This is a genomic window from Vibrio sp. zbq_1 (genome assembly GCF_043102935.1).
GTDB lineage: Bacteria > Pseudomonadota > Gammaproteobacteria > Enterobacterales > Vibrionaceae > Vibrio > Vibrio parahaemolyticus.
Window position 1 is genome coordinate 394072 of sequence record NZ_JBICJH010000032.1, and the last position, 25792, is coordinate 419863.

Below are 25792 nucleotides of genomic sequence, written 5' to 3' on the forward strand. Positions count from 1 at the left end.
CTCTTACGTTCCATTTTAATGTCTCGTCAGTAACAACTATTATTCCAGTAACTGTAAACTTAGATTAACTTCGAATTGGCAACTCAGTGGTATATTTAATCGACTCCATTGCAAATGTTGAAGTCACGTTAGAGAGCCCCTTTACACTATTCACTAAGCGCTTATAAAACTCGTCAAAGCACTTCATATCTTTCACCAGCACTTTCATCATGTAGTCATACTCGCCGGCCATACGATAAAACTCCATCACCTCAGGGAAATCACTCACTGTTGTAACAAAATGGTGATACCAATCTTCTGAGTGATCGATGGTTTTTAGCTGAACAAAAGCGATAAAAGACAAGTCGAGTTTTTCTGCGCTCAGTAACGCGACGCGCTTTTCAATGTAGCCTTCCTCTTCCAACCTTTTTAAACGCTTCCAACAAGGCGTTGTTGTCAGATTGACTCGCTCTGCTAAGTCATTTAATGACAAGGTGCTGTCGGTTTGTAGCAAAGCAAGCAGTTGTTTATCGACCCGATCTAATTTCATTTCTATAAAAACCATAAAATGTAGAAAATTTTTCTATCCCAAACCCCATCAAGAGCAACTATAGCAAAGTTTTTCTCTCACCTTATAGGTAAATTATCCCTATCTAATGCTTATCTATCGATTTCCAAGGAGAGACGCTATGTGTACTGACCACAACTGGATCAACAATGCAGTGCGTAAAATTGAAGCGGATTTTCAACGCTCTGCTGATACTCATTTATTTAAACTCGAACTGCCTTCTCTTGATGGTATCGATATCTACCTAAAAGATGAGAGCACGCATCCAACAGGCTCTCTCAAACACCGATTGGCGCGTTCGTTGTTTCTTTATGCGATTTGTAATGGGTGGATTGGTCCTGAAACCACAGTAATTGAAGCATCCTCAGGCAGCACTGCCGTTTCAGAAGCGTATTTTGCTCGCTTACTTGGCTTACCTTTCATTGCCGTTATGCCAAAAACCACCGCGCGTAAAAAGATTGAACAAATTGAGTTTTACGGTGGCAAAGCACACCTTGTTGAACGCTCAGATCAGATTTATGACGAGTCTCGACGTTTGGCTCAAGAGTTAAATGGCCACTACATGGATCAATTTACTTATGCTGAACGTGCAACTGACTGGCGCGGCAACAACAACATCGCGAACTCGATCTTCAGCCAAATGCAGTTAGAAGATCACCCAATTCCGAGTTGGGTAGTGATGAGTCCAGGAACTGGTGGCACTTCAGCAACCATTGGCCGCTTTATTCGTTACCAAAAATACGACACCAAACTGTGTGTGGTAGACCCTGAAAACTCAGTGTTTTACGATGCCTTCCAATCCGGCAACAATGAATTAAAAGGCAATACTGGCAGCAAAATTGAAGGCATCGGCCGACCACGTGTTGAGCCAAGCTTTATCGCCGGTGTGGTTGATGAGATGCGAAAAATTCCTGATGCGGCAAGTGTCGCGACCGCGCATTGGGTTTCTCAGCTGATTGGACGTAAAGTCGGTGCATCTACGGGGACGAACCTCTACGGTGTACTTCAACTGGCCTGCGAAATGAAACAACGCGGTGAAACAGGCTCTATCGTGACACTTCTATGTGACTCTGGTGAGCGTTACTTAGATACGTATTACGACTTAGCATGGGTAAAAGAGAACATCGGTGATATTCAACCTTATCTCGCGCAACTTGAAGTCATTCAAGCGAAAGGCTGTGTTGAGCCAGCATGTTGTGGTCCAATTACCGCTTAAGATGCAAATTCGAATATAAAAAACAGCCCGCTTATGTGCGGGCTGTTTTTTATTGATTGGGATTACTTTTTCTGACGCGCTTCAAACGCGGCCAATTGTTCTGGCGTTGCTGCTGGTTGATGGTTTTGTTTCCACTCATCATAAGTCATGCCGTAAACACGTTCGCGAGCGTCATCAATATCTAAATCCAAACCGAGATTTTCAGCCTCTGCTTTGTACCATTTGCTAAAGCAGTTACGACAGAAGCCCGCAAGGATCATCAGGTCGATGTTTTGCACATCTTTGTTTGCATCTAAATGCGCCAATAAACGACGAAATGTCGCTGCGTCTAACTTGTCTTGTTCTTCTTGAGTCAGATTTTTATATTTGAATTCAGCCACTTTACTTTCCTTCTCTCTTATTTGATTGGCTTTCGTCACCATATCCAGTTAGTCCACTTTCATAAGTAGGAAGTATGCTTTAGCGCAACAATTCCCATTCGAAAATCACTACCTTTGAACAAAAACTGATATGATAAGCGCCATCTATCTTATTGATTAAATTAATATTAACACAAATCATTACAACGTTCTTTTACAAAGGTTATCGTCAAGTTATGAAAAACGCCATCCTATTATTGTCTGCCTTGACCATCAGTGTGCCGACTTTTGCTGCTCAAGAACAAACTCATCAATCTTATTTTTATCTAGGTACTGGTAACGTTGGTTTCGATACGCCGTATTTTGGATCAGACAGAGACAATGAGTGGTCCACACCGCATATCACTGTTGGCTGGGGCTATCATGTTAATCAATACCTTGCGTTTGAAGGTGTGCTTCGTTACTCCCAAAACGAGCTTAAGAACGACACGCTAAAAACAGATTTGGATTTGCACTATTACCAAGCAGGCATGTCAGCGGTATTGACCAGTGACAACTTAGGCGACACACCACTCTCTTTGTTTGGCCGCGTGACCGCTTTGGGGACTCAAGCAGAAATGTATGTTCCAAATGCCCAGAAAGTGACTGACGACTCTGGCGCACTGTTTAACGTAGGAGCTGGAGTTCATTGGGATATGAGTAAAGATATCTGGTTGCGCGCAGAGTACATCTACAATGTCGCAGATATGGGTTTTGAAGACTTTTACGACAGCTATGAAGGTCTACAAATAAGCTTAGGAAAACGCTTCTAGCGCGACGTTGAACCCAGAATTTGAAGTTAAATGTAAAGAAGCCGAGGCAAATGCCTCGGCTTCTTTTATCAATCTAGAAAGTAGCTTTGCTTATTGAGCGGAAAACTTTTCTGCGGTCTCTTTGTTTACATGACTACTAGGTTGAACAGTATCAAGTGACGCCAAAATACCATCTTGATGACCTTTTAGCGCATTCGTAAACGTTGGAAGTGCAGTGGTGACTAACAACGCCATAATACCCGCAACCAGAACCATTTCTACCATGTAACTACCACGAACTTTTTTCAAGGGAACACCTCAATAATCATAGGTATAGCCACCTTCCTGGCTTTATACCTAGCAAGACTCGACATTCAGTCATAAACGATGAGCGAGTCCTGTGCCCCTCGAAGAAGTGGCGAAATAATAACCACAATTAATGGTTAGATCTATAAATAATCATTAGAAATATAAAAAAACGCCGAACAAAAATGGTTCGGCGTTTTTAATCAAAGCGTTACATGTTGTCGTTAAGGATGCACTGTGCGGCCTTTCGAATCGTGGCTGAGCGCTTTGTTCAGTTCTGCTTCTACATGACCTGGGGCTTGTGTTTTCGCAGAAATCAGTCGGTACATCGCAGGGATAACAAACAAGGTCACCAATGTAGCAAATCCCATCCCGAAAAAGATAACCGTACCCACAGCAATACGGCTCTCATAACCAGCACCTGTTGATACGATCAACGGGATTGCACCTGCAAGTGTGGTAAACGCGGTCATCAAAATTGGGCGTAGACGTCGCGCGGCAGCATCAATGATCGCTTTTTCAAACTCAACACCACGGTCACGTAGCTGGTTGGCAAATTCTACGATCAAAATGCCGTTTTTCGTTACCATACCGATCAACATGATCATGCCGATCTGGCTGTAAATGTTCATTCCTTGCCCCATTACGACCAAACCAAGGAAACCACCAAACACACCCATTGGTACAGTGAACATTACTACTAGCGGGTTCACGAAGCTTTCAAACTGAGCCGCCAACACGAGATACGCCACCAGCAATGCCAGTGCAAACACAACTGCGACACTCGCTTGGTTCTCTTTAAAGTCTTTCGACTCACCCGAATAACTCACAGAAATGTCACCCGGCAAGTTGTCGATGGCTTGCTGATCGAGGTAATTCAGCGCTTCACCCAATGTATAACCTTCGGAAAGATTTGCAGTAATGGTGATGGACTTCTGTTTGTTGTAGTGAGACAGACGGATAGATGCTGCCACTTCTTCTATTTTTGTGACCGTGTCTAATGTCACTAGCTCGCCGCTGTTGGTACGCAGATAAATCTGGCTCAAATCGGCAGCATTATTGAAGCTATTTTCATCACCACGAAGGTAAACATCATACTCTTCGCCACGCTCAACATAAGTCGTTTCGCTTTTACCGCCGAGCATGATTTCTAACGTGTCAGAAATGTCTTTTACGCTCACACCGAGTTCAGCCGCGCGTTGTTTGTCGACCGTAACTAACAGCTCTGGTGTTTTCTCGGAGTAGTCTATCTCAGCGCCTTCCATCATTGGTGATTCTTCGGCTTTGTTCTTCAACAGTTCAGCCCAGACGAGAAGTTCATCGTAATCCGAACCACCTAATACGAACTGAACTGGCTCACTCGAACCACCTTGGAAACCTGGCATAAATGGGAACACTCGAACATCAGGGATACCCGCCAATGCACCACGTACTTTGTTGAGCGCTTCCTGAGCCGTTACATCACGTTCATTCCAATCTTCTAGAATCATGATCACAAAGCCAGTTTGGTCACCTGCCTGACCACCAAACGCTGGCGTTTGGATACTGAATGACTTCAGATAACCTTGCCCTAGCAATGGCATCAATCGATCTTCGACAATATCCATATTGGCTGACATTCGGTTGTACGACGTAGCATCTGCGCCGCGCACAAACGCAAAAATCACACCGCGATCTTCTTGTGGCGTCAATTGAGCTGGTACTTGATTCATTAGGAAATAACTGCCGCCCATACAAGCCAGAATCACCAATGGCGCAGCCAAGCGAGCTTTCAATGCTCCTTTCAATAATGAGCGGTAGCCATTCTCCAGCTTGCTAAACAGGCGATCGACCACTTCGTTGAATCGATTTGGTTTTACATTTGCCTTTAAGATCTGGCTGCCCAACACAGGTGTAAGTGTCAGTGCAATCAAAGAGGAGAAAATTACCGACATCGCCAGCAATACAGAAAACTCTGTAAATAGCAGCCCTACCATGCCATCCATAAAGGAAATTGGCAGAAACACCATCACCAGAACCAACGTTGTCGCGATAACCGCAAAACCAACCTCTCGAGTGCCTTTGTACGCGGCAAGCAGAGGCGATTCACCACGTTCAATATGGTGGAAGATGTTTTCAACAACCACAATCGCGTCATCCACCACTAAACCAATAGACAGGATCAACGCCATCAAAGTGATCAAATTGATAGAAAAGCCAAAGTAATACGCGGCAATGAACGAAGAGATCAGCGAAACGGGCACCGTAACCGCTGGGATTAGAGTCGCACGAGCTTGGCCGATGAAAATATACAACACCAAGATCACCAAGCCACCTGTAATAAACAGCGTGCTGTACACCTCTTCGATTGAACGCTCGATAAATACTGTCGCGTCGTAATCAATCGCGAGACGTGTTCCTTCTGGTAAGAACTTCTGAATGTTATCGACTTCAGAACGAACCAGCTTCGCCACTTCTAACGGGTTTGCGTCTGACTGCGGTACCACACCAAGACTGATGTTTACAACACCGTCACTTTTGAAGGTCGAGTTTTCGTTTTCTGCACCAATAAAGACATCCGCCACATCTTTTAAGTAGATAGGCGTGTTGTCGCTTGCACGTTTAATGACAAGATATTGGAAGTCCTCAGGCGTGTTATAAGTACGAGCCGTACGTACCGACATCACCGTCGAGTCGTTGCGAACTTCACCACCCGGACTTTCTAGGTTCTCACTTCGTAAAGCTGATGTAATATCCGATGCCGTGACCGCACGACCAGCCATAAGCTCTGGTTTGAGTTTCACGTACATGACTTTGTACAAACCGCCAGAGAGATCGATAGAACTCACACCCGTGATCAAACTGAAACGATCCATCAGAACACGCTCGGCATAATCCGTCAGCTGTGTGCGGTCCATTTCAGAAGAACTCAGATTGATGTAAAGGGACGCTTCACCCGAACCATTGTTCTTGTAAACAATTGGGTCATCTGCTTCATCGGGTAACGAGCGCTGAGCACGAGCAACGGCATCACGCACATCACTCACCCCAGTATTCAGATCGTAACCTAACTCAAAAGTGATCGTGATGCGTGACATGCTGTTACGAGTGGTGGAACTGATTTCATCAATTCCACTGATCCCAGAAAGCTGATCTTCCAGTACGGAGGTGATTTGGCTTTCAATAATGGTTGCCGACGCGCCTTCATAACGCGTGCTGATAGAAACGACTGGGCTCTCAATATCAGGCATTTCACGAACGGCTAATTTGGTGAATGACACAAAGCCAAACACACACAACAGCATACTCAGAACTAACGCCGCGACAGGGCGTTTAACTGAAACGTCGGAAAGTAACATTAGTTTTCTTCCTCAACCGATTCACTGTCATTGCGTGTCACATCCGTGGTGTTCGCTTTGAGTGGCGCGACAATTTCTTTCACTTCAACGCCATCACGCATGTTAACAATACCTTGAACAACGATCTTGTCACCAATCTCAACGCCAGATTCAATCACTACTTCGTTGTCGACACGCGCACCCAGCAACACTTCTTGGCGAGTCGCTTTGTTGTTTTCATCAATTACATATACAAAGCGTTTAGTGCCTGAGTATTCAAGTGCTTGAACAGGAATGATCGGCGCTTTAATAGCAGGAAATGCCAGAGAAGCGTTCATCAACATGCCCGGTTTCAATTGGTTTTCTGGGTTATCAAACTCAATGCGCACGCGCAAATTCAATGTCTCTGCACTGATTCTGGTATCAATACCAGTGACTTTCCCAGAAAAACGTTGTTCACCCCAAGCACTGGTCTTCGCGGCGACTTCCATTCCAACCGACAACATCGACAAATAACGTTCTGGAATTTGTAAATCCAACTCCATGACCGACAGATCGTCTAATGTCAGAAGCTCAGTTCCTGCGCTAACCATTTTCCCGCGGCTGAAATCGATAAATCCAACCGTTCCAGAAAAGGGCGCGGTGATATGCAGATCGGCGAGATTCGCTTTCGCAGCATCAAGTCGAGCCTGAGCAATCTCCACGCTTGCTTTTTGTGCATCAATTTCGGTTTGAGTAATTGCGTTTCGTTTAACTAAACGCTGAAATTCTTTTAACTTACGTTCTTCATCTTTTAAGTAAGCTTTTGCCTCAACCAATGCTGCTTGCGCTTTATCATCATCCAATTGAATTAACAGTTGGTTTTGCTGCACGTTCTGGTTTGCTTTTACTGCAATTTGTTTGACCTTACCTGCAACTTCTGAAGCGACAACCACAGACTCTGCCGCCTTCAATTTGCCGATAAGGGATAAAGATTGATTAATTTCGTGCGTTTCTACTTGCTCAGTCACAACCGTGACCGCAGACGGACCTCGCTTTGCTGCAAAAGCGCTAGGGGAAGCCATTAATATAGAAAGCGTTAAAACAGATAAGGATAAAGTGGCTTTCATGCTCATGATCTTGACTACTAAACGAATAAACTTATGTCATTAAACTGCTTACAGTTTATCAATAGATACGTCTTTTAACGTCAAGTAGTGTAAATTCCAGTAAAAAGTATATTTTCGTTCTGTATAAAGGACATACAAAACGCTGACTTTCTACCATCTTTGCCCAAAAAGGCAGCATTCAACGTAAAAACGCTAGAAAAACGCTTTACAGCCGGAGCGAGTTTGCTATGATGCGCTCCGCACTTGAGAGATGCGTTGGGAAAACATTTTTCAAGTATAAAACACCCTGGAGGGGTTCCCGAGTGGCCAAAGGGAGCAGACTGTAAATCTGCCGGCTCCGCCTTCGATGGTTCGAATCCGTCCCCCTCCACCATATTTTTTCTTGTGATTATGTCATGAGAACACACTTGGAAAGCCGTGTTGGGAAAACACTTTCTAAGTATAAAAACACCCTGGAGGGGTTCCCGAGTGGCCAAAGGGAGCAGACTGTAAATCTGCCGGCTCCGCCTTCGATGGTTCGAATCCGTCCCCCTCCACCATATTCTTTCTTGTGATTTTGTCATGAGAAAACACTTGGAAAGCCGTGTTGGGAAAACACTTTCTAAGTATAAAAATACCCTGGAGGGGTTCCCGAGTGGCCAAAGGGAGCAGACTGTAAATCTGCCGGCTCCGCCTTCGATGGTTCGAATCCGTCCCCCTCCACCATATTGAAAAGCCAGCTCATTGAGCTGGCTTTTTTCGTTCTATACATCGTAAGATCAACACCCATTCTAACAATCTCTCGCTCACCCCATAGTGTCGCATTCATGTTCTACGAACTCCTAATGTAGCTAAGATCTTCAACCAATACCGACACATTGCTTTAGGCCAAACTCAACGTTAGAACCGATCTTTTAACAGGTAAGAGTTCTTCGATAAGACGCTGAATAGTATTAACTTTCTAAATCTCTCAAGAATAGACACAACAAAATACTAACTGAGCTATCCCAGATACCAAATGGCTAAGTCATTAGACTGCTAAATCATAAAACGACTGAGTTGTATTGTGCTTAGCTACGGAGCATTACCTTTCGCTTTTACCTGTAGAGCTATCTCCGCTCATCCAACAATTAACAGATACAAAAAATCCCGCTAAATAGCGGGATTTTATTAAGACTAAATTGAACGAGCTTGGTGATTAACCTTGAATACCAACAATCAACCAAGGTGCATTCGGTACTGTTAGGTCGCGCTCTAGGTGCCAGATATCTTCAATATCTTCCTCTACACCTTCTGCAGCATCACGGTAACGGCCACTAAATTGCAAACTTAATTGTGCTTTGTTCGCATCGTATTCAGCACGAACGATCTCTGCATCGACATACATCACATCAGTGTGCTGCTCACCTTCTAGCTTCGCGCGCTCAGCTTTCAGATCTTCAAATAGACTTGGAGAAACATATTCTTCAATAGTGTCTAGTTGGTTGTGGTTCCACGCACCTTGCAAAATGCGGTAGTGCTCACGAGAACCGTTAATAAACGCAGCTTGATCGAAACCCGGTGGGTAATTGTGTGGTACATCTGTTTGAGCACCAAAACCGGTGAAACCGCCTGCGTTTGTATTTGGTTGTTGTTCAAAGTTCTGCATGTTCGGTTGTTCAAACTTTGACGCGTTACCACCAAATGCCGGTTGTTGACGTTGCTGGTTCATACTGCCCTGCTTCGCACCTAACATTCCGCGCATAAGCTTAAAGATAATAAAGGCAATTAAACCAATGATTAGGATATCCATAAACTGGATACCTTCAAAAGCACCACCGAAGAACGCAGCAAGTAGACCACCAGCTAGAAGGCCTCCTAATAGACCGCCCATCAAACCTTTCTTGCTAGAAGACTTGGTCGTTTGCTCTTTACCGATCGTATTGGTGTTTTGTTGCTGCTGTTTAGGTGCAGGTGCTGTTTTGTAGCTCTTACCAAAAGACTTACCGCCACCAAACTTCTTCGCTTCTGCGATAGGAGTGACAGCAACGGTAAACATTAATAGAGCAACAATAGAAAATAAACGTTTCATCGTTATCCTTAAAGTTGACGATTGTTATACCCACGCAACCTCAGGTAAAAGAAGCCGTTTGGGTACATCTCAGATTGTGCTCCAAACCTTGTACATACAAGCAGTAGCACGCCAAAGATGATTGTTGGTTCATCATACTCCGTATGTCACCTTATGAAAACAATCTAAAGAGTCTGACATGTATCAGAATATTGCCAAACATGTCGCCTTCTAACGTGATTGCGCGGTTGACGCTCATTAAGTAGCTGTCTATCATATTGAACGTTGTTCAATAAAGCAGTTTGAGAGTATGGCGCGCAGAAACGATCACACCAGAGAAGAGTTGATTAACCTGACCTTAACGACGGTCAAAAATTTTTTAGATGAGAACTCTTACCACGAACTTAGCCTTCGCAAGATCGCTAACATGATTGGTTACGTGCCAAGCACCTTGGTGAATATTTTTGGTAACTATAATTTGTTGCTACTTCATGCCGTGGCTCAAACTTTAGATGAGTTATCGCAGGAAGCGCTAAATGCAACAAAAAGCAGTAAAGATGCTCATCAAGCACTTTTTGAACTTGCATACTGCTACCACGATTTCGCACAAAAACATCCTTACCGTTGGCAATTGGTTTTCGAACACAACATGAACGGTGCCGAACTTCCAGAATGGCATGCGAAACGTATTGATGGCATGACAGGAATGCTCGAATCATTACTCGCACAAATCGCTCCTCAACGTACGGAATCCGAAGTCATTCAAGCGAGTCGCGTACTATGGGCTGGCGTACACGGCATTACTCTTCTTAGCGTTGATGACAAGTTTTTCTCAAGTGAGCCTGTAGATGGTAAAGAGTTAATCAGTAACTTGCTTTCTAACTACATCATGAACTGGTAACAAACAAAGGATTATCCATGTCATCCGACAGACAGCCGTCCTTGCTTACGCAAAGAAAGTTCCTGCCCTATTTTGTTACTCAGTTTTTTGGCGCTTTCAACGACAACATTTTTAAAAACGTTTTGTTGCTGTTTGTCGCTTTCGCTGGTTCTAGCGCATTACCCATTTCTAGTAATTTATTCATAAACTTAGCAGCTGGATTATTCATTCTTCCATTCTTCCTTTTTTCTGCCTCTGCTGGAGTTTTGGCGGATAAATACGAGAAATCGTGGTTTATTCGCAAAGTAAAACTGTTTGAAATCGCCATCATGCTGCTAGGCGCCGTTGGCTTTATAACAGAAAGCTACGGTGTCTTACTTCTGCTGCTTTTCTTAATGGGTACGCAATCCGCGTTCTTCGGCCCCGTCAAGTACGCGCTTCTTCCTCAGGAATTAAACGCTAAGGAACTGGTACCGGGCAATGCCTTGGTTGAAGCCGGGACATTTATCGCCATTCTTATCGGCACGCTCGGTGCAGGCATTATTGCTTCTGCTGACAACGCGAAGTATCTGGCCGCTTTCTGCGTGGTTCTATTTGCCCTGCTCGGTTACTTATCCAGTCGCTCGATTCCATTTGCTGCGGCAAGTGCCCCTGAACTTAAATTCCGTTGGCGACCTTATCAGCAAACTAAGCACACGCTGGCGATCGCGAAATCCGATCGCATCGTATTTCAATGCATCATGGCCATCAGTTGGTTTTGGTTTCTCGGTGCTGCATATCTTACTCAGTTCCCAAACTTCACCAAGGTCTATCTGAACGGTACAGAAAGCGCCGTATCCTTCTTACTTGCACTCTTCTCAGTAGGGATTGCTCTAGGCTCACTGGCTTGCAACTGGATCTCAAATCATCGAATCGAAGTGGGCATCGTGCCAATCGGTGCCTTAGGCATCACCATCTTCGGTTACTTAATGGCGACATCAGTACCAACTGAGCTACCTGAGTTCGCAAACTTCATTGAATTTGTTCGTTTCGAGCCTTTCTGGCCTCTGTTTTTCTATCTGCTCATGATAGGAGCATCGGGCGGATTATTTATCGTCCCACTGTACGCCTTAATGCAACACCGAGCGAAGGAGACTGAACGTGCGCAAGTGATAGCAGGTCTGAATATCTTTAACTCACTATTTATGGTGGGCAGCGCGATCCTTGGCATTATATGCCTGAGCGTAGTAGAGATGAGTATTCCACAATTGTTTGCGCTTCTTGCAGTGCTTAATTTCTTAGTCGCGGCATATATCTTTCTACAAATCCCGATTTTTGTGGTTCGCTTTGCAATGTGGATGCTCACGCACACCATCTATCGTGTTAAACACAAAAATCTGCACAACTTACCTGAGCATGGTGGTGCATTGATTGTGTGCAATCATGTGAGCTACATGGATGCCCTGTTACTGAGTGCCGTATGCCCTCGTTTGATTCGCTTTGTGATGGAAGAAGATTACGCCAACCTGCCGCCGCTAAGACGCTTTTTACGCCGTGCTGGCGTGATACCAATTTCTGCTAGCAACCGAAGTTCTATTCGTCGAGCATTTAACGACGTCGAAGAAGCTCTCAATGAAGGCCATATTGTCTGTATCTTCCCTGAAGGGCGATTGACCTCCGATGGCGAAATGAACGACTTCATGCGTGGCATCGACATTATTCTGCGTCGAAGCCCAGTACCTGTGATTCCGATGGCATTGAAAGGATTGTGGGGCAGTTATTTTAGCCGCGCTAAAGGACGAGCATGCAGAGGGTTCCCGACTCGCTTCTGGTCCAAATTGGAAATTGAAGCTGGCGAACCGGTAGATCCTAGCTCAGCCACCGCACAAACTATGTTCGAAAAAGTGCACGCATTGCGCGGAGATTGGCGATAAACAAAACGTTGAGAATTATTTGAGCACACGTTTAGATTATCTGAACGTGTGTTCAAATCATTAAGACAAACTGACCAGATACAGTGCGATATACTCTCGCTTTCACTAACGACAATGAATCATAAATCTTGAACAGAAAGTACATCCCCTTTGGACTGGCACTGCTTTTTTGCTTAACTCCTTTTGTGTCATCCCCTATTGCACTTGTTATTGGCTTCTTACTTGCCAGCTTTGGCTTAGTTCCTACTGAGTTACCCATCGCCTCTTTCACCAAAAAACTGCTTTCTTATTCTATTGTCGGTTTAGGGTTTGGTATCAATTTTGAACAGGCATTGTCTGTCACGTCAGATGGTATCGGGCTAATTATCGCTACGATTGTCGGCACACTCGTCATTGGCTCACTCATCGCCAAAGTAATCAAACTCGAAACGACGACTGCGTATCTCATTTCATCCGGAACTGCGATATGTGGTGGCAGCGCAATTGCTGCGGTCGCACCAGCAATCAGAGCCAAAGATGAACAAATAGGTTTGGCACTCGCTACCGTTTTTGTACTCAACTCTCTAGCGTTGTTCATCTTCCCCGTCATTGGTCATGCGTTAAACCTAGACCAACACACCTTTGGGACGTGGGCGGCAATTGCGATTCATGATACTTCGTCTGTTGTTGGCGCTGCCTCTGCCTACGGTGAAGAGGCACTGACAACTGCAACCACGCTCAAACTGGCGCGAGCCTTGTGGATCATTCCTGTTGCTTTGATTAGCGCCGTGATTTTCTCACGTGGGAACAAAGAGAACGGTTCGAAAAAGTTAGTGATTCCTTACTTCATTTTCTGGTATTGCGCGGCCATCGCCTTTAGTGATTTCTTCCCACAACTTGAGGTGGTGTATCACGGTATTTTTACCATTGCGAAGCAAGCTCTGGTGGTGTGCTTATTCTTGATAGGATGTAGTATTTCGATTTCGAAACTGAAATCTTCGGGCCCTAAACCGCTGTTGTTTGGTGTGACTTTATGGGTATTAATTTCCACCACGTCACTAAGCTGGCTAGTACTTAGATAATCGTTGTCGACTTATCGCGTTGGTCGGAGGTTGACTCTTGTTTGTCACTCTTGAGCGCAAACACCAACGCGATAGCGATTAAAAACGCCGTCAATTCAGCTAACGAGCGAGTGAGCCCTTCACTGCTGATTGCGATGCCAATTTGTAATACCACCGCTATCAATAAAACCAATGTCACCATTCTGAAGCTTATGCCTTTCTGCTCTACGTTGAGACATGATTATGATTCAGAGTTATAAGGTTACGAAATTCCCTTTCCGACTAACACATAGCAAAATTGACTAATCTTCGCCTCATTTCAGCAGGGCAAATGAGCGCCAGCTATTTAACGTTGATTATCTAACTCATACAGCAGCCACTCTTTGACCGCTTTACGCGAAACTTTAATTCCACCTTCTAACAAGGCTTGTGGCATCAAATAGTAAGCGATTGGCCATTTAAACTTCTCAAGCTTTTTCCACAAGTATTGCTCGTATTCCTGTTGGCTCAGTAACGCTTCTGATTGAATAACGGCTATAGGACGATGACCGAACTCAACATCTTCGACTGGCACGACAATGCTCTGAGTGACGCTTGGGATTTGGTTCAATACTGCTTCTATTTCCTCACAGTGAACGTTTTCTCCACCTGAGATAAATTGATTATCGGCCCGACCGATGATCTTTAACTCATCTCCTTGCCAAGTACCGAGATCCTTACTGTCGAACCAACCATCCTCGTCCACGAATGCCGTCACTTGACCTTGGTGAAAATAGCCTGAAGCTAGCGTTTGTCCACCAATGTAAATGCGCTCATCAACCAACTTAATCTTACGATTTTTTAGTAAATGCCCAGCATTGCTTACGTCATTGATCTGTTTTGCCGTAACGGTAGATGCAGCCTCGGTCATACCATAACCTAACCACGTTTCGATGCCTTTTTCTGTGGCTCTTACCGCCAACTCATGAGCCACATGACTGCCCCCCAGCAAAACGTGCGTCAGTGACAGTTCAACATCATCATCTAGCAAGCGTTTAAGTTGAGTCGCCACTAAAGAGGCGTGTGAAACCGCGAGGATATCGTCTGCCAGTCTTCCCGTGCCGATTTTCAATGTTGCGCCAACAAACAACCAGCGATAGACAATCGCAAGGCCGGAAACATGATAAAGTGGAAGCGACAACAACCAAGTGTCTTGTTGATGGAAGGTGAACTCACAAAGTAATCCCTCTGCCGAAGCGAGGTGCTGTCGATGCGTATGAACCACCGCTTTCGGTGCCCCCGTTGAGCCTGAGGTAAACACAATCGAAGCCAACCTGTCATGCTGATAGTCATCCTCAGTGTTTTCAACCACGGTATCTACCGTAGGCAAAGTGAGAAAAATCGCATTTAATGCTGCTTTCTCTTCGCTAGAGTAAGCGAACTCACACTCCGGAGTTAACCAAACAAAACGCGTTTTATGATCGCCGTACAGAGTGCAGAGCTTACCTTGTAGCGCCTCGATTGGCTGAGGCATAGTCAACGCGGTGATAGCGCCTAACTGTTGCGCAGCTAAATAAAACAATACTGTTTCAACTTGGTTCTTCCCTACCAGAGTCACCACCTCATCGCGCGTAACACCTTGCTGCAAGAGCGATTGCGCGTATTGAGTAACACGAAGCGAGAGCTGTTGCCAATTCAATGTTTCTTGAGGTGTTGCGAGTGCAATAGAAAAAGGGCTCGTTTGAGCCCAATACTTCCAAGGTGGAATCGCACTATTTTCTGTAGAGAATGGCTCTATGCTGAATGCCACACTAACTCCTGCTCAGACAAAGGAAGCACAGGAAGTTCGCACTTTGGCCAACCTTGCTCTAGCTGCGCTTTGAACAACCCGATAGTGTCCAAACCAGGAACTTCATCAGGCAACTGCCATTGCGCCAAACGTGCTAATTGGTTCAAGCCAAGGCTCGACTCAATGCTTGAGCTGATCACCGCTTTCATACCTAACGCTTTTGCTTTTTCGATCAATTTAATGCAGAAATCGACGGAGCCGATTAATGTCGGTTTGATAATGATCGCTTTCACGCCTGTCAGATCTTCAAGGCTAAAGTCTTCTCGACGAACGGCATCTTGCAGCGTTTCATCCCAAGCAATCGCGATACCAGTATTAATGGCAAAAGACATGCTGTCGCCAGGAGCTCGGCATGGCTCTTCCAAAAACGTAATTCGTTGGCGAAGAGACGGTGTAATGTACTTAGCAAACTGCTGCGCTTTTTCGGGAGTCCAAGCGCGGTTCGCATCCAGTCGAAGCGTTAATTTAGGGATAGATTCAAGGAAGAGATTCACAAGCATGCCGTCGCGAATGGGCTCATACAGACCCACTTTCACTTTTGCCACTTTCTCACCTTCCATCTCGTTGAGTTTTGGAATCAACTCATCGGGATCGCCCGTACACAGTGGAGCAGTTTGATATTTGCCTTGCGTCGGCAAACCACCTTCTAACTCCAATTGAGCCATAGATAAGCCAAACGCAACCGAAGGATACATATTGGCATAATCAACCGGTATACCCGCGACCCAGCGTTCAGCCTGTTCTTGTAACTGAATGCCAGCCTCTTCGGTACTTTCCAAGCTAAAACCAAAAAGCGGTGCGACTTCACCTAATCCCGTGTTCTCGCCATCAGATAGCTCAACAATGTAGCCGATGCGTTCCGTCAGCTTGTTATCACGCAGTATTACGCCACTGTCCATTGGAAGGCAGTAACGGTAAATCTTTGCTTTACGCATAATTCCTGTCCTATTACGTACAACCCAAGCTTGCTGGCTATAAGAACGAACCATCCTCCCTGAGGGCGAGGCGCTCGGGACTAAAAACGAAGCAGAGGAGCACTCTGGCTCCTCTTTATTTACGGATTATGGGTTACGAGGGAACTTGTCGAAGTCTGGGCGACGTTTCTCGTTGAATGCGTTACGACCTTCTTGTCCTTCATCTGTCATGTAGAACATCATCGTTGCGTTACCCGCAAGCTCTTGAAGACCAGCTTGACCATCACAATCCGCGTTCAATGCCGCTTTCAGGCAGCGTAGCGCCATTGGGCTATGCTGAAGAACTTCACGACACCATCGAACGGTTTCTTTCTCTAGATCTTCTAGAGGCACAACCGTGTTGACCAAGCCCATGTCTAACGCTTCTTGCGCGTTGTAGAAACGACATAGGAACCAGATTTCGCGTGCTTTCTTCTGGCCTACGATACGAGCCATGTAAGACGCGCCCCAACCACCATCAAATGAACCCACTTTAGGGCCCGTTTGACCAAACTGCGCGTTGTCCGCTGCAATTGTTAGGTCACACATCATGTGCAGTACATGACCGCCGCCAACAGCCCAACCCGCTACGGAAGCAATAACAGGTTTTGGACACGTACGAATATCACGTTGGAAGTCCAATACGTTTAGGTGATGCGTACCTTGGTCATCTTTGTAACCGCCGTAGTCGCCACGAATCTTCTGGTCACCACCAGAACAGAATGCATCTTCACCCAAACCAGTTAGGATGATAACGCCAACACCTGAGTCGTAGCGTGCATCTGCCAACGCATCAATCATCTCTTTTACCGTTTGAGGGCGGAACGCGTTACGCACTTGAGGGCGTGCAATGGTAATTTTCGCGATACCATCTTCAGACTTGTGGTAATGAATATCCTCGTATTTCTCGCCGCAATCTTTCCATTGAACCGGAGCGTAAAGTTCTTCTTCAGAAATGCCTACTGTTTTAGCCATGGTGATTCCCATTGTTCTCGTTGCTCTCACTGAAAGTGAGAATGAATTATTTGCTTAATGTGCATCGCAAACTGTTTCGGCTGCTCTTGATGAACGTTATGTCCTGCGCCTTCAATTTGTCGATACGCCAACCCGCTTGTTTGTGCCAGTTGGCTAAATTTTTTGTCTTTCGCGCCACACACATAATAAATGGGTATGCGCTGTTGTTGCAGTGTGGGCAGTAAATACGCCTGCTTGGCTAACGATGTTGCCATCAACATGTTCGCAATTGCCGAGCCAAGATTAGCACTTCGCTTGGCAATTAATGTTTGTCTTTGCTCATGGTTTAGTGAAGAAAACACCGCTTGTTGGTACCAATCGCTCAAAACACGTTCAAGTGGTTCACTCTCGAAGCGCAGTGCCCATTTTTGGTCGTTGTGCAATCTTGACTGTATCTCTGACTCTGTTTGAAGCCCGAAGTTTCCCCCTTCCACAATCGCGCCGACAATATTGAGATCTGAGAAGCACTCACCAGCAAGACCGTGCATTGCGATTCTTCCACCCATTGAGTAGCCAATCAAAATAAGTGGTTGTTGCGGAGGAAATAATAAAGATAGTGTGGAATTAAGAAGTTTGCAGCAATCATCGAGATCGTTGCACTTTGTAAACTGGCTGCGACCATGACCAGGAAGGTCGATAACGACTCGTTCAAACTGAGTCAGCTCATCCAAACAAGCTTGCCAATCAGCACCACTTCCTAAAAGACCATGCAAAAACACCAGAGTGGGAAGATCACCACTTTGGTGTTTTTCAGTTGGAGAGAGACGCTCAGAGTGAAGCATGCAGGCTCTTATTAAATGCCTTTATCAACTCTGCGGCTTGGCTTGGTGGGGTTTGAACTTCCACCAGCATTGTGCCTTGGCCGCTCGACAAGTGCTCGGCAACCACTGCTTGATACATTTCTAATGTAGTTGGCTTTTCATACTTTAAGCCAAACTGCTTAGCTGCATGTTCAAACTGATAACCGTGGGGCATTTGGTAGTACGCAGTGCGATGCTCCTGAGGCACTGGCAACATATCGAAAATCGCACCACCATCATTGTTTGTGACCACAAGTACTGATGGCAGATCATTACGAGAAAACAGCGCGAGCGAGTTGAGGTCATAAAGCGCCGATGTATCACCGATGTACATCAATAGCGGCTTGCCTCGCGAACGCTGAACACCCGAAGCTGTGGCAAATAGACCATCAATACCCGACGCTCCGCGATTGGTAAACACCTCAGTATTTAATCGGCCAAACATATCGACCAATCGAACAAACAAGCTGTTACCGAGAAAGACATCGACGTTCTGCGTTCGCTCTTCAATGTCAGCCGCTAACGCGATTTCATTAAGCGTTGAAGCTGATGAAGACAGAAACTCATCGCGAATGTGAGCGCGAACATGGGCTATATCGGTCAGCAATCCATCAGCCCACCCTTGAGTACTTGAGCTCTTAACATCAACACGCTCGAGCCAACTTTTAGGTGATGCCACCCAATGCAATTGCGGAAGGTGTGTTTGGTTATCTCGGCTTAAACTTGGCGAGATAAACCAGTACTGAACATCTCGGCCTTGTTGGCTTTGCGACACCTGTTTATTAATCCATTGGTTCAATCGCTTAGATATGATGCGGCTACCAAACTGGAGCACCAAATCACATTCGTCGAGTTGGCTGGCCAACTTAGGCTGTTGTAACCACAAATCATAATGTGACCAACCGGAGCTAACTCCACTTTGCGGATCCGCCAATACAGGCCACCCCATTTGCTGTGCAAACGCTTTTGCCGCTTGCGCGTGATCAGCAGGTAAGCTGCCAATAACAACCACTCCTTTTCTATCAGCACAAAATGGAATGTCACGAAATGATGGACTGACGAATCGTTGAGTATATGTTTGACCGCCTTTGCGCCACGCTTCGACACTGTTCAGGTAGCTTTGGTAAGCGCTTTTTTCCCCGTCAGAATACAGCGGCTCAGGAAAGGCGCAGTTAATGTGAACCGCGCTGCCATGTAACTGCTGGTTAAACATCACCTCATCAACCGAAGTGAGTAACCAGTTGAGCGGCGTATTTAAACTCGGACTTGGCAAGTTCAAATTTGCCGATACATGCTGCGAAAAAATCCCAAGCTGATTAATTGCTTGGTTTGCGCCACAACCGACGAGTTCAACAGGGCGATCAGCGGTAAGCAAAACCAGTTTTTCGCCCGTTAATTTAGCTTCTGCTACCGCAGGCAACAAGTTTGCGACCGCAGTGCCAGAAGTCACGATAACGGCTACCGGCTCTTGGCTCGCTTTCGCCAAACCAAGCGCCATAAAACCTAATCCACGCTCATCAAAATGAGTATGAATGGAAAAATTTGGCTGTTCCGCCGCTTCTAAAGTCAAAGGAGTCGAACGCGACCCCGGCGCGATACAAACATGCTTCACACCAAATCGGTGAAGCTCAGTCAAAATGGTCTCTGACCAAATTCGATTGAGAACCGCTTGATCGTAACTCATGATGCCACTCCAAGCGGCGGATGATCGGAAATCAACGTTAACAGCGTCGACATCTTTTTATCTAACTCGGCCCATTCGTGTTCAGCAACTGATCCAGGAACAATACCCGCTCCAGCAAACAGCTGAACTTGATCGCCAAGCACCAATGCACTTCTTATTGCCACACAAAACTCTGCGCGTTCATGGCTGATATAACCCATAGAGCCGGCATACCAGCCACGAGCAAACGGCTCGTTATCAAGGATGAACTGCATCGACTCTTTACGAGGCAAACCTGCCACTGCGGCCGTCGGCTGCAATGCAGAAAGCAGTTGTACGCCATTTGTGCCTGTTTTTAAGCTTGCATGAATATTGCGCTTGAGGTGCTGCACCTTACGTAAACGCACCAATCTCGGTTCGGTTTCTACTTCTACCATTTCGGAATGAGGAGAAAGGCGTTCCACGATATCGTCCACGACGTACTGGTTTTCGTTTAAGTTTTTTGAATCCTGAGATAACCAATTCGCCAATTCCATATCATGAGTGGCATTGTCGCCGCGGCCAATAGTGCCCGCTAAAGCTTCGGTATGAAGCTCATGTCCAACACGAGAATACAAACGCTCTGGCGTAGAACCCATAAAACTGTGTTTGCTGTCTAAACTCAGCAAGAAATGAAAGCTGTGATGGTTGTTCAAATAGCTCGCTTTAAGCAGTTGTGCAGCGCTCAACCTGTTATCCAGTTGGACAGTAGAGCGGCGAGCCAACACAACTTTTTTAAACTCATCATTCTCAATCCCAGTCAGAACTTTATGTACCAGCGCATCCCACTCAGATTTGACAGGAGTATGAACAATCGAGCGAATGTGTGACGAGATCGGAGGTAAAGCGGCGACATCGCAAATAAGCTTTCTCAAGCCTGCAAGCGTGCGCGCTTTGTCTTCAGTTAGGTTAACCGCAAGTGACCACTGCTGATCAAATCGAATCAGTTCAATTTGAGGCAAAAAGAAGAAAGAAGGCATGCAACGGCGATTTTTTTCGTGCTGGCCATCAAACGATCGCCCGCCCCATACTCGCTGCCCTTCACCAAGAATGGTATAGGCAGGACCCGGCTCAACAAAAGAGTGCAACTGTCCTAGCGCGACGACCTCTTCACGAGTATCACGGGATTGCCAATAAAACTTGGGAAAAAGTGGTTGTGCATCAAGCCAATCAATAAATGCGAAATTCGGTTTTTCGCTGAGGGGCTCGACCAGACGTACTTGATTGCCTTCCGTGTGCTGAACTCGCTCGATAATTCTTTTTACGGCTTGATGGAACTCTGACAAATCAACCTCGAAGTATGTGAGGATAAAGGTAACTGACGGCTACTCTAAGTTTAGACCCAAAGCAAATCAAGGTCGTATGCGATCTTTTGCAAAATCCTGTGATAGCAAGCGAGCAAAAGTTAGCCTGCAAACGGATAATTTACAGATTTATATTCTAATAAAAAACAAATTATTGTATTTTAATAAAGAAATTAACGAATTTTTAGGAATTATACAATGCAAAATATCGGGATGTCGTCAAAACTCGACAATGTCTGCTACGACATTAGGGGTCCTGTACTCAAACATGCTAAGCGCATGGAGGAAGAAGGGCATAAAATCCTAAAGTTGAACATTGGTAACCCTGCCCCATTTGGTTTTGACGCCCCTGATGAGATTCTTGTAGATGTAATTCGTAATCTACCGACCTCTCAAGGCTACTGTGATTCCAAAGGCATTTACTCTGCACGTAAAGCGGTGGTTCAACATTACCAACGCAAAGGCATTCGTTCTCTAGACGTAGAAGATGTGTACGTCGGTAATGGCGTGTCGGAGCTGATCGTGATGGCAATGCAAGCGTTGCTAAACAACGGCGATGAAATGCTCATCCCTGCGCCTGACTACCCATTGTGGACGGCATCAGTAGCGTTGTCTGGTGGCAACCCCGTTCATTATTTGTGTGATGAACAATCGGATTGGTATCCAGACCTTGATGACATCAAAAAGAAAATCACGCCGAAGACTCGCGGTATTGTTCTGATCAACCCGAACAACCCAACAGGTGCTGTATATAGTCGTGACTTCTTGCTTGAAGTGATTGAGATTGCTCGCCAACACAAGCTGATCATTTTCGCTGACGAGATTTACGACAAAGTGCTTTACGATGGCGCAACACACACTTCTGTTGCGACGCTAACGGAAGACGTACTTGTGATGACCTTCAATGGTTTGTCGAAAGCTTACCGGGTATGTGGTTTCCGTGGTGGGTGGATGTTCTTAACTGGTCCAAAACACTTAGCACAAGGCTACGTTAACGGTCTAGAGTTGCTCTCTTCTATGCGTCTTTGTGCCAACGTGCCGATGCAACATGCGATTCAAACCGCGCTAGGTGGCTACCAAAGTATCAATGAGTTGATCTTACCTGGTGGTCGATTGCTAGAGCAGCGTAATCGCGCGTTCGAGCTGATCAACCAGATCCCAGGGGTATCTTGTGTGAAACCCAAAGGTGCCATGTACTTATTCCCTAAAATCGATACCAAGATGTACAACATCAAGAATGACCAACAGATGGTGCTCGATTTCTTGAAACAGGAAAAAGTACTGCTAGTACAAGGCTCAGGTTTTAACTGGCCAAAACCAGACCATTTCCGCATTGTGACTTTGCCACACGTTGAAGATCTGGAAACCGCAATCGGACGCTTCGAGCGATTCCTATCAACCTACAGCCAGTAAAGAATCACTGGTAGTAATTAGTGTTGATCTCTCATATGCTTAGAGGAACTCCTAGTGAGTTCCTTTTTTATACCAGAAACGGAGAAAGCCATGAAAGAAAGCCATTTTTTCGCCCACTTGGCACGAATGAAGCTTATCCAACGCTGGCCTTTGATGCGCTCTGTATCACCAGAAAACGTTTCGGAACACAGCTTACAAGTCGCATTTGTCGCTCACGCACTCGCGTTAATTAAAAACAAAAAGTTCGGCGGCACGCTTAATCCTGAACGCATTGCTCTTCTCGCGATGTATCACGATTCAAGTGAAGTGCTCACTGGTGATTTGCCAACTCCCGTTAAGTACTACAATCCCGAAATCGCAAAAGAATATAAGAAGATAGAAGCCGCTGCCGAGCACAAATTACTTTCTATGTTGCCGGAAGAATTTCAGGAAGATTTTGCCCCATTTCTACTTTCTCATTCGTCTCACGAAGAAGACTCTCAGATAGTAAAACAGGCCGACTCCATCTGTGCGTACTTAAAATGTTTGGAAGAACTAAGCGCAGGTAACCATGAGTTTGCCTTAGCGAAAAAGCGCCTAGACGTCACTTTACAAGAACGTAAAACGCCAGAAATGGAATACTTCCTTAATACATTCGCCCCAAGCTTTGAGCTATCGCTGGATGAAATCAGTTAGCCAGTTTAGTTTATGGAGATAAACGTGTCGTTTGAATTACACTCTTTGTGGCAAGAGCGCCACGATGATGAGCATAAAATCCGCCGTGATGACCACCGCAGCCCCTATCAACGTGATAGAGCGAGAATCCTGCACTCTGCGGCATTTCGACGCCTGCAAGCGAAAACTCAAGTTCATGGCAACAGCTTGGAAGACTTTCATAGAAGTCGACTTACCCACTCGTTAGAAGCGGCCCAATTAGGCACAGGTATTGTCGCGCAACTCAAAAAGAAACAGTCTGAATTTAAAGAACTATTGCCCTCGGACAGTTTGATTGACTCTCTGTGTCTCGCGCACGATATTGGCCACCCACCATACGGACACGGTGGTGAAGTCGCATTGAACTATATGATGCGTGACCATGGTGGCTTTGAAGGCAATGCGCAGACTTTTCGTATTGTGACCAAATTGGAGCCATACACTGAGCACTTCGGGATGAATCTATCGCGCCGAACTTTGTTAGGTTTGATCAAATACCCAGCACTCATCAGTCAGACTCGTTCAGTCAAGCTGCCAAACCCTGCAGAACATCAACGCCGATTAAAAGCCAAAGAATGGAGCCCAGCGAAAGGCATCTACGATTGTGATAAAGATCTGTTTGATTGGGTTATCGCTCCACTCAGCCAGAATGACAAAAGCCTGTTGAGCCAAATGCGCTATCGACCAGACTCCGATTTAGAGCACAGCAAAACGCGCTTTAAATCCCTCGACTGCTCCATTATGGAGCTCGCCGATGATATTGCGTATGGCGTGCACGACTTAGAAGATGCCATTGTGCTGGGTATGGTCACACGTCAGCAGTGGCAAGAAGGTGCAGCAAGTCAGTTAGCCGATTGCGGTGATCCTTGGTTTGAAGAACATATCGGCTCTATTGGACAAATGCTGTTTAGCGGTAAACATCACCAACGCAAAGATGCGATTGGCGGTATGGTCAATGCCCTACTTACAAGCATCTCTATTAAAGTGGTTGATGAACCATTCCAAAACCCTTTACTGGCATGGAATGCTTGTTTAGAACCGCATATGGCGAAAGCGCTAGATGTGCTTAAACATTTCGTCAGTCAGTATGTCATTCAAGTGCCGCAGGTACAGATTGTCGAATACAAAGGGCAACAAATCATCATGGATATATTCGAAGCACTAAGTGCCGATCCTGAACGATTGTTGCCAATACACACAAAAGAGCTTTGGCAGAGTGCAACTAGCGATAGTGGCAAAATGCGAGTCATTGCCGATTACATATCCGCAATGACCGATGGTCATGCGCAAAAGCTACACCGCCAATTGTTCTCTTCGATTGTGTTGTAGAACGTTGTTCTACTTGTTCAAATAATTTTTTTCAAATACGCCCGGAGGCATCTGGGCGATTTGAAATTCAATCATCCTGTCAAAAGCATTAAGTAGCGGCGAGAAGTCGTTATCCGGCTCCAATAAACTCAACGCATAAAACCCTGCTTCCACTGTCGAAAGACTGTTGTCTGAAGGCGCTTTACGAATTGTATAGTGACCTTGTAAATCCTCGGGAAGCTTTACTGTGGTTAAAGTGTGCAAGTTGGTGGAAAGCTGCCACATTTTATAGGCTTTTTTCCACGTGCCATCGAGCAAAATCAAGCGTGTTTTTCTTGTGCGCTCGCTCTCGGTACACGCAATGTCTGAAAGGCACTGTGATTGCTCCGACGGATAAAGGATAAAATGCTGATACGCTTCATCGGTGAGTAACGCGTTTAACTGTGCGTCGTCAGAAAAATCCTCGCCAATCAAACAAGTACAGTTCTTTAAACTCAAATTGAGAATCCGTGCCGTACCAAGTGGACGATGCGCTTCACTCGTATGCTGAAGAATGATAAGTTCAACCCCGCTTGCTAGCGGTACAATCCATTGGCAAATACAGGCTTTGCGCGATTTTCCACACTGAGAACAATAACGAGACATAGAGTGAACCTTTATACATTGCTGACCATCATCAGCGTTATCTGCTTAGTACTACAATTCGAACCAATGGCGAGCCTCACCGAATGGCACGCTTACAACATACGTCATGGTGAATGGTGGCGAATCGTAACAGGAAATTTCACGCATACCAACTTTGCCCACCTTGGAATGAACTTGGCAGGATTATGGGTTATCGCGTTTATATTCCGTCCTAGTGCACGCAACTTCTCGATTGTTTTTCTTTTGCTTTGTGCCTTTGTCGGCGCAATGAACTTACTGACTAGCATGTCAGTCTATGTCGGCTTGTCTGGCGTCTTACACGGTTTGTTTGGTTTTTGGGCTCTCAGAGAAGTGTTTGAAAACAGAAGAAGTAGCCTACTCTTAGTCGCCGGACTTATTGCGAAAATTGCATGGGAGCAATTTTATGGCCCTTCAACCAGCACTGCTGCAATGATAGGCGCTCGTGTTGCTGTTGATGCACACCTGTTTGGTGCAATGGGAGGCTTAGGTATGGCATTAGTAGAGAAAAGATTCCATCGCCGTATATTTGGATAAAAAATCCCGAACCACGAAAGAGGGTTTGGTTCGGGAAAGCAGTAACCGGAAACGAAAACTCAGTAAGAAT

The 25792-nt window shown here is 45.6% G+C and carries 23 protein-coding genes and 3 tRNA genes; 12 read left to right on the forward strand and 14 right to left on the reverse strand.

Annotated elements, in window-relative coordinates:
* Positions 1 to 64: 64 nt before the first annotated feature.
* Positions 65 to 529 (reverse strand): Lrp/AsnC family transcriptional regulator, encoded by a 465-nt coding sequence (locus ACF8CV_RS15910; RefSeq protein WP_005481879.1) that lies wholly within the window; start codon positions 527 to 529, stop codon positions 65 to 67.
* Between the two features lie 139 nt (positions 530 to 668).
* On the opposite strand from ACF8CV_RS15910, the gene ACF8CV_RS15915 reads away from it, so the two are divergent.
* Entirely contained in the window at positions 669 to 1763 is a 1095-nt protein-coding gene (locus tag ACF8CV_RS15915; RefSeq protein WP_021823471.1) for a PLP-dependent cysteine synthase family protein, read from the forward strand.
* A gap of 62 nt (positions 1764 to 1825) precedes the next feature.
* Here the strand turns inward: ACF8CV_RS15915 and ACF8CV_RS15920 are convergent, their stop codons facing one another.
* Positions 1826 to 2143, reverse strand: coding sequence for a DUF1244 domain-containing protein (locus ACF8CV_RS15920; protein ID WP_021449582.1), 318 nt, complete (start codon positions 2141 to 2143; stop codon positions 1826 to 1828).
* A 215-nt stretch (positions 2144 to 2358) separates the two neighbouring features.
* Here ACF8CV_RS15920 and ACF8CV_RS15925 point away from each other — a divergent pair, with 215 nt between their 5' ends.
* A complete protein-coding gene (locus ACF8CV_RS15925) occupies positions 2359 to 2934 on the forward strand; it encodes a porin family protein (protein WP_005495951.1) in 576 nt (191 codons plus the stop codon).
* A gap of 90 nt (positions 2935 to 3024) precedes the next feature.
* On the opposite strand, the gene ACF8CV_RS15930 is transcribed toward ACF8CV_RS15925, so the two are convergent.
* The 3 genes from ACF8CV_RS15930 to vmeE all read right to left on the reverse strand — a co-directional run bounded on the left by ACF8CV_RS15930 (position 3025) and on the right by vmeE (position 7651).
* On the reverse strand, positions 3025 to 3222 hold the full coding sequence (locus ACF8CV_RS15930; RefSeq protein WP_005461161.1) for a type II secretion system protein: 198 nt from the start codon (positions 3220 to 3222) through the stop codon (positions 3025 to 3027).
* Positions 3223 to 3443: 221 nt separating this feature from the next.
* Positions 3444 to 6557: a multidrug efflux RND transporter permease subunit VmeF gene (vmeF, locus tag ACF8CV_RS15935; protein WP_005481813.1), complete on the reverse strand. Its 3114-nt coding sequence runs from the start codon at positions 6555 to 6557 to the stop codon at positions 3444 to 3446.
* Entirely contained in the window at positions 6557 to 7651 is a 1095-nt protein-coding gene (gene vmeE, locus ACF8CV_RS15940; protein WP_011105748.1) for a multidrug efflux RND transporter periplasmic adaptor subunit VmeE, read from the reverse strand. Before vmeE ends, vmeF begins: the two co-directional genes overlap by 1 nt.
* A gap of 282 nt (positions 7652 to 7933) precedes the next feature.
* Here vmeE and ACF8CV_RS15945 point away from each other — a divergent pair.
* From ACF8CV_RS15945 to ACF8CV_RS15955, 3 genes are all read left to right on the forward strand, one after another.
* Positions 7934 to 8018 (forward strand) — tRNA-Tyr (locus tag ACF8CV_RS15945).
* 81 nt (positions 8019 to 8099) lie between these two features.
* A tRNA-Tyr gene (locus ACF8CV_RS15950) sits at positions 8100 to 8184 on the forward strand.
* Positions 8185 to 8265: 81 nt separating this feature from the next.
* Positions 8266 to 8350 (forward strand) — tRNA-Tyr (locus ACF8CV_RS15955).
* Between the two features lie 472 nt (positions 8351 to 8822).
* On the opposite strand, the gene ACF8CV_RS15960 is transcribed toward ACF8CV_RS15955, so the two are convergent.
* Positions 8823 to 9695 carry a Tim44 domain-containing protein gene (locus ACF8CV_RS15960; protein WP_005495957.1) on the reverse strand — a complete coding sequence of 291 codons (873 nt, stop codon included), beginning with the start codon at positions 9693 to 9695 and terminating at the stop codon, positions 8823 to 8825.
* 289 nt (positions 9696 to 9984) lie between these two features.
* On the opposite strand from ACF8CV_RS15960, the gene ACF8CV_RS15965 reads away from it, so the two are divergent.
* The 3 genes from ACF8CV_RS15965 to ACF8CV_RS15975 all read left to right on the forward strand — a co-directional run bounded on the left by ACF8CV_RS15965 (position 9985) and on the right by ACF8CV_RS15975 (position 13528).
* Positions 9985 to 10575, forward strand: coding sequence for a TetR/AcrR family transcriptional regulator (locus ACF8CV_RS15965; RefSeq protein ID WP_005456899.1), 591 nt, complete (start codon positions 9985 to 9987; stop codon positions 10573 to 10575).
* 17 nt (positions 10576 to 10592) lie between these two features.
* A complete protein-coding gene (locus ACF8CV_RS15970; RefSeq protein ID WP_005456914.1) occupies positions 10593 to 12467 on the forward strand; it encodes an MFS transporter in 1875 nt (624 codons plus the stop codon).
* A gap of 128 nt (positions 12468 to 12595) precedes the next feature.
* Positions 12596 to 13528 (forward strand): YeiH family protein, encoded by a 933-nt coding sequence (locus ACF8CV_RS15975; protein ID WP_140120966.1) that lies wholly within the window; start codon positions 12596 to 12598, stop codon positions 13526 to 13528.
* Here the strand turns inward: ACF8CV_RS15975 and ACF8CV_RS15980 are convergent.
* The 7 genes from ACF8CV_RS15980 to ACF8CV_RS16010 form a co-directional block, all read right to left on the reverse strand.
* Complete coding sequence (locus ACF8CV_RS15980) at positions 13521 to 13709, reverse strand: hypothetical protein (protein WP_203510958.1); 189 nt, start codon at positions 13707 to 13709, stop codon at positions 13521 to 13523. The two genes, ACF8CV_RS15975 and ACF8CV_RS15980, sit on opposite strands and share 8 nt — an antisense overlap.
* A 144-nt stretch (positions 13710 to 13853) precedes the next feature.
* On the reverse strand, positions 13854 to 15296 hold the full coding sequence (menE, locus tag ACF8CV_RS15985; RefSeq protein ID WP_392417170.1) for an o-succinylbenzoate--CoA ligase: 1443 nt from the start codon (positions 15294 to 15296) through the stop codon (positions 13854 to 13856).
* Positions 15281 to 16270, reverse strand: a complete 990-nt coding sequence (menC, locus tag ACF8CV_RS15990; protein WP_392417172.1) for an o-succinylbenzoate synthase — start codon at positions 16268 to 16270, stop codon at positions 15281 to 15283. The genes menE and menC overlap by 16 nt, the downstream gene beginning before the upstream one ends.
* 126 nt (positions 16271 to 16396) lie before the next feature.
* Complete coding sequence (gene menB, locus ACF8CV_RS15995; RefSeq protein ID WP_005482536.1) at positions 16397 to 17263, reverse strand: 1,4-dihydroxy-2-naphthoyl-CoA synthase; 867 nt, start codon at positions 17261 to 17263, stop codon at positions 16397 to 16399.
* Between the two features lie 26 nt (positions 17264 to 17289).
* Positions 17290 to 18084, reverse strand: a complete 795-nt coding sequence (menH, locus tag ACF8CV_RS16000) for a 2-succinyl-6-hydroxy-2,4-cyclohexadiene-1-carboxylate synthase (RefSeq protein ID WP_021485419.1) — start codon at positions 18082 to 18084, stop codon at positions 17290 to 17292.
* A complete protein-coding gene (menD, locus tag ACF8CV_RS16005) occupies positions 18071 to 19786 on the reverse strand; it encodes a 2-succinyl-5-enolpyruvyl-6-hydroxy-3-cyclohexene-1-carboxylic-acid synthase (RefSeq protein ID WP_025508244.1) in 1716 nt (571 codons plus the stop codon). The genes menH and menD overlap by 14 nt, the downstream gene beginning before the upstream one ends.
* On the reverse strand, positions 19783 to 21090 hold the full coding sequence (locus tag ACF8CV_RS16010; protein ID WP_021454285.1) for an isochorismate synthase MenF: 1308 nt from the start codon (positions 21088 to 21090) through the stop codon (positions 19783 to 19785). Before ACF8CV_RS16010 ends, menD begins: the two co-directional genes overlap by 4 nt.
* Positions 21091 to 21306: 216 nt before the next feature.
* Between ACF8CV_RS16010 and ACF8CV_RS16015 the strand changes: the two genes are divergently transcribed.
* From ACF8CV_RS16015 to ACF8CV_RS16025, 3 genes are all read left to right on the forward strand, one after another.
* A complete protein-coding gene (locus ACF8CV_RS16015) occupies positions 21307 to 22521 on the forward strand; it encodes a pyridoxal phosphate-dependent aminotransferase (protein WP_005456922.1) in 1215 nt (404 codons plus the stop codon).
* Between the two features lie 90 nt (positions 22522 to 22611).
* On the forward strand, positions 22612 to 23196 hold the full coding sequence (gene yfbR, locus ACF8CV_RS16020) for a 5'-deoxynucleotidase (protein ID WP_005482513.1): 585 nt from the start codon (positions 22612 to 22614) through the stop codon (positions 23194 to 23196).
* 12 nt (positions 23197 to 23208) lie between these two features.
* On the forward strand, positions 23209 to 24543 hold the full coding sequence (locus ACF8CV_RS16025) for an anti-phage deoxyguanosine triphosphatase (protein ID WP_044139060.1): 1335 nt from the start codon (positions 23209 to 23211) through the stop codon (positions 24541 to 24543).
* A 9-nt stretch (positions 24544 to 24552) separates the two neighbouring features.
* Here the strand turns inward: ACF8CV_RS16025 and ACF8CV_RS16030 are convergent, their stop codons facing one another.
* Complete coding sequence (locus tag ACF8CV_RS16030) at positions 24553 to 25167, reverse strand: tRNA-uridine aminocarboxypropyltransferase (RefSeq protein WP_005482520.1); 615 nt, start codon at positions 25165 to 25167, stop codon at positions 24553 to 24555.
* Between the two features lie 3 nt (positions 25168 to 25170).
* Here ACF8CV_RS16030 and rrtA point away from each other — a divergent pair, with 3 nt between their 5' ends.
* The gene (gene rrtA, locus ACF8CV_RS16035) at positions 25171 to 25722 is read left to right on the forward strand and encodes a rhombosortase (RefSeq protein ID WP_392417177.1); all 552 of its coding nucleotides are present in this window, start codon (positions 25171 to 25173) and stop codon (positions 25720 to 25722) included.
* Positions 25723 to 25792 lie beyond the last annotated feature (70 nt).

Bases quoted from the DNA above. Each gene is read 5' to 3' on its own strand.
- ACF8CV_RS15910 (WP_005481879.1), bottom strand. From the start codon at position 529: ATGAAATTAGATCGGGTCGATAAACAACTGCTTGCTTTGCTACAAACC.
- ACF8CV_RS15915 (WP_021823471.1), top strand. From the start codon at position 669: ATGTGTACTGACCACAACTGGATCAACAATGCAGTGCGTAAAATTGAA.
- ACF8CV_RS15925 (WP_005495951.1), top strand. From the start codon at position 2,359: ATGAAAAACGCCATCCTATTATTGTCTGCCTTGACCATCAGTGTGCCG.
- vmeF (WP_005481813.1), bottom strand. From the start codon at position 6,557: ATGTTACTTTCCGACGTTTCAGTTAAACGCCCTGTCGCGGCGTTAGTT.
- vmeE (WP_011105748.1), bottom strand. From the start codon at position 7,651: ATGAGCATGAAAGCCACTTTATCCTTATCTGTTTTAACGCTTTCTATA.
- ACF8CV_RS15960 (WP_005495957.1), bottom strand. From the start codon at position 9,695: ATGAAACGTTTATTTTCTATTGTTGCTCTATTAATGTTTACCGTTGCT.
- ACF8CV_RS15965 (WP_005456899.1), top strand. From the start codon at position 9,985: ATGGCGCGCAGAAACGATCACACCAGAGAAGAGTTGATTAACCTGACC.
- ACF8CV_RS15970 (WP_005456914.1), top strand. From the start codon at position 10,593: ATGTCATCCGACAGACAGCCGTCCTTGCTTACGCAAAGAAAGTTCCTG.
- ACF8CV_RS15980 (WP_203510958.1), bottom strand. From the start codon at position 13,709: ATGGTGACATTGGTTTTATTGATAGCGGTGGTATTACAAATTGGCATC.
- menC (WP_392417172.1), bottom strand. From the start codon at position 16,270: ATGCGTAAAGCAAAGATTTACCGTTACTGCCTTCCAATGGACAGTGGC.
- menB (WP_005482536.1), bottom strand. From the start codon at position 17,263: ATGGCTAAAACAGTAGGCATTTCTGAAGAAGAACTTTACGCTCCGGTT.
- menH (WP_021485419.1), bottom strand. From the start codon at position 18,084: ATGCTTCACTCTGAGCGTCTCTCTCCAACTGAAAAACACCAAAGTGGT.
- menD (WP_025508244.1), bottom strand. From the start codon at position 19,786: ATGAGTTACGATCAAGCGGTTCTCAATCGAATTTGGTCAGAGACCATT.
- ACF8CV_RS16015 (WP_005456922.1), top strand. From the start codon at position 21,307: ATGCAAAATATCGGGATGTCGTCAAAACTCGACAATGTCTGCTACGAC.
- yfbR (WP_005482513.1), top strand. From the start codon at position 22,612: ATGAAAGAAAGCCATTTTTTCGCCCACTTGGCACGAATGAAGCTTATC.
- ACF8CV_RS16025 (WP_044139060.1), top strand. From the start codon at position 23,209: ATGGAGATAAACGTGTCGTTTGAATTACACTCTTTGTGGCAAGAGCGC.
- ACF8CV_RS16030 (WP_005482520.1), bottom strand. From the start codon at position 25,167: ATGTCTCGTTATTGTTCTCAGTGTGGAAAATCGCGCAAAGCCTGTATT.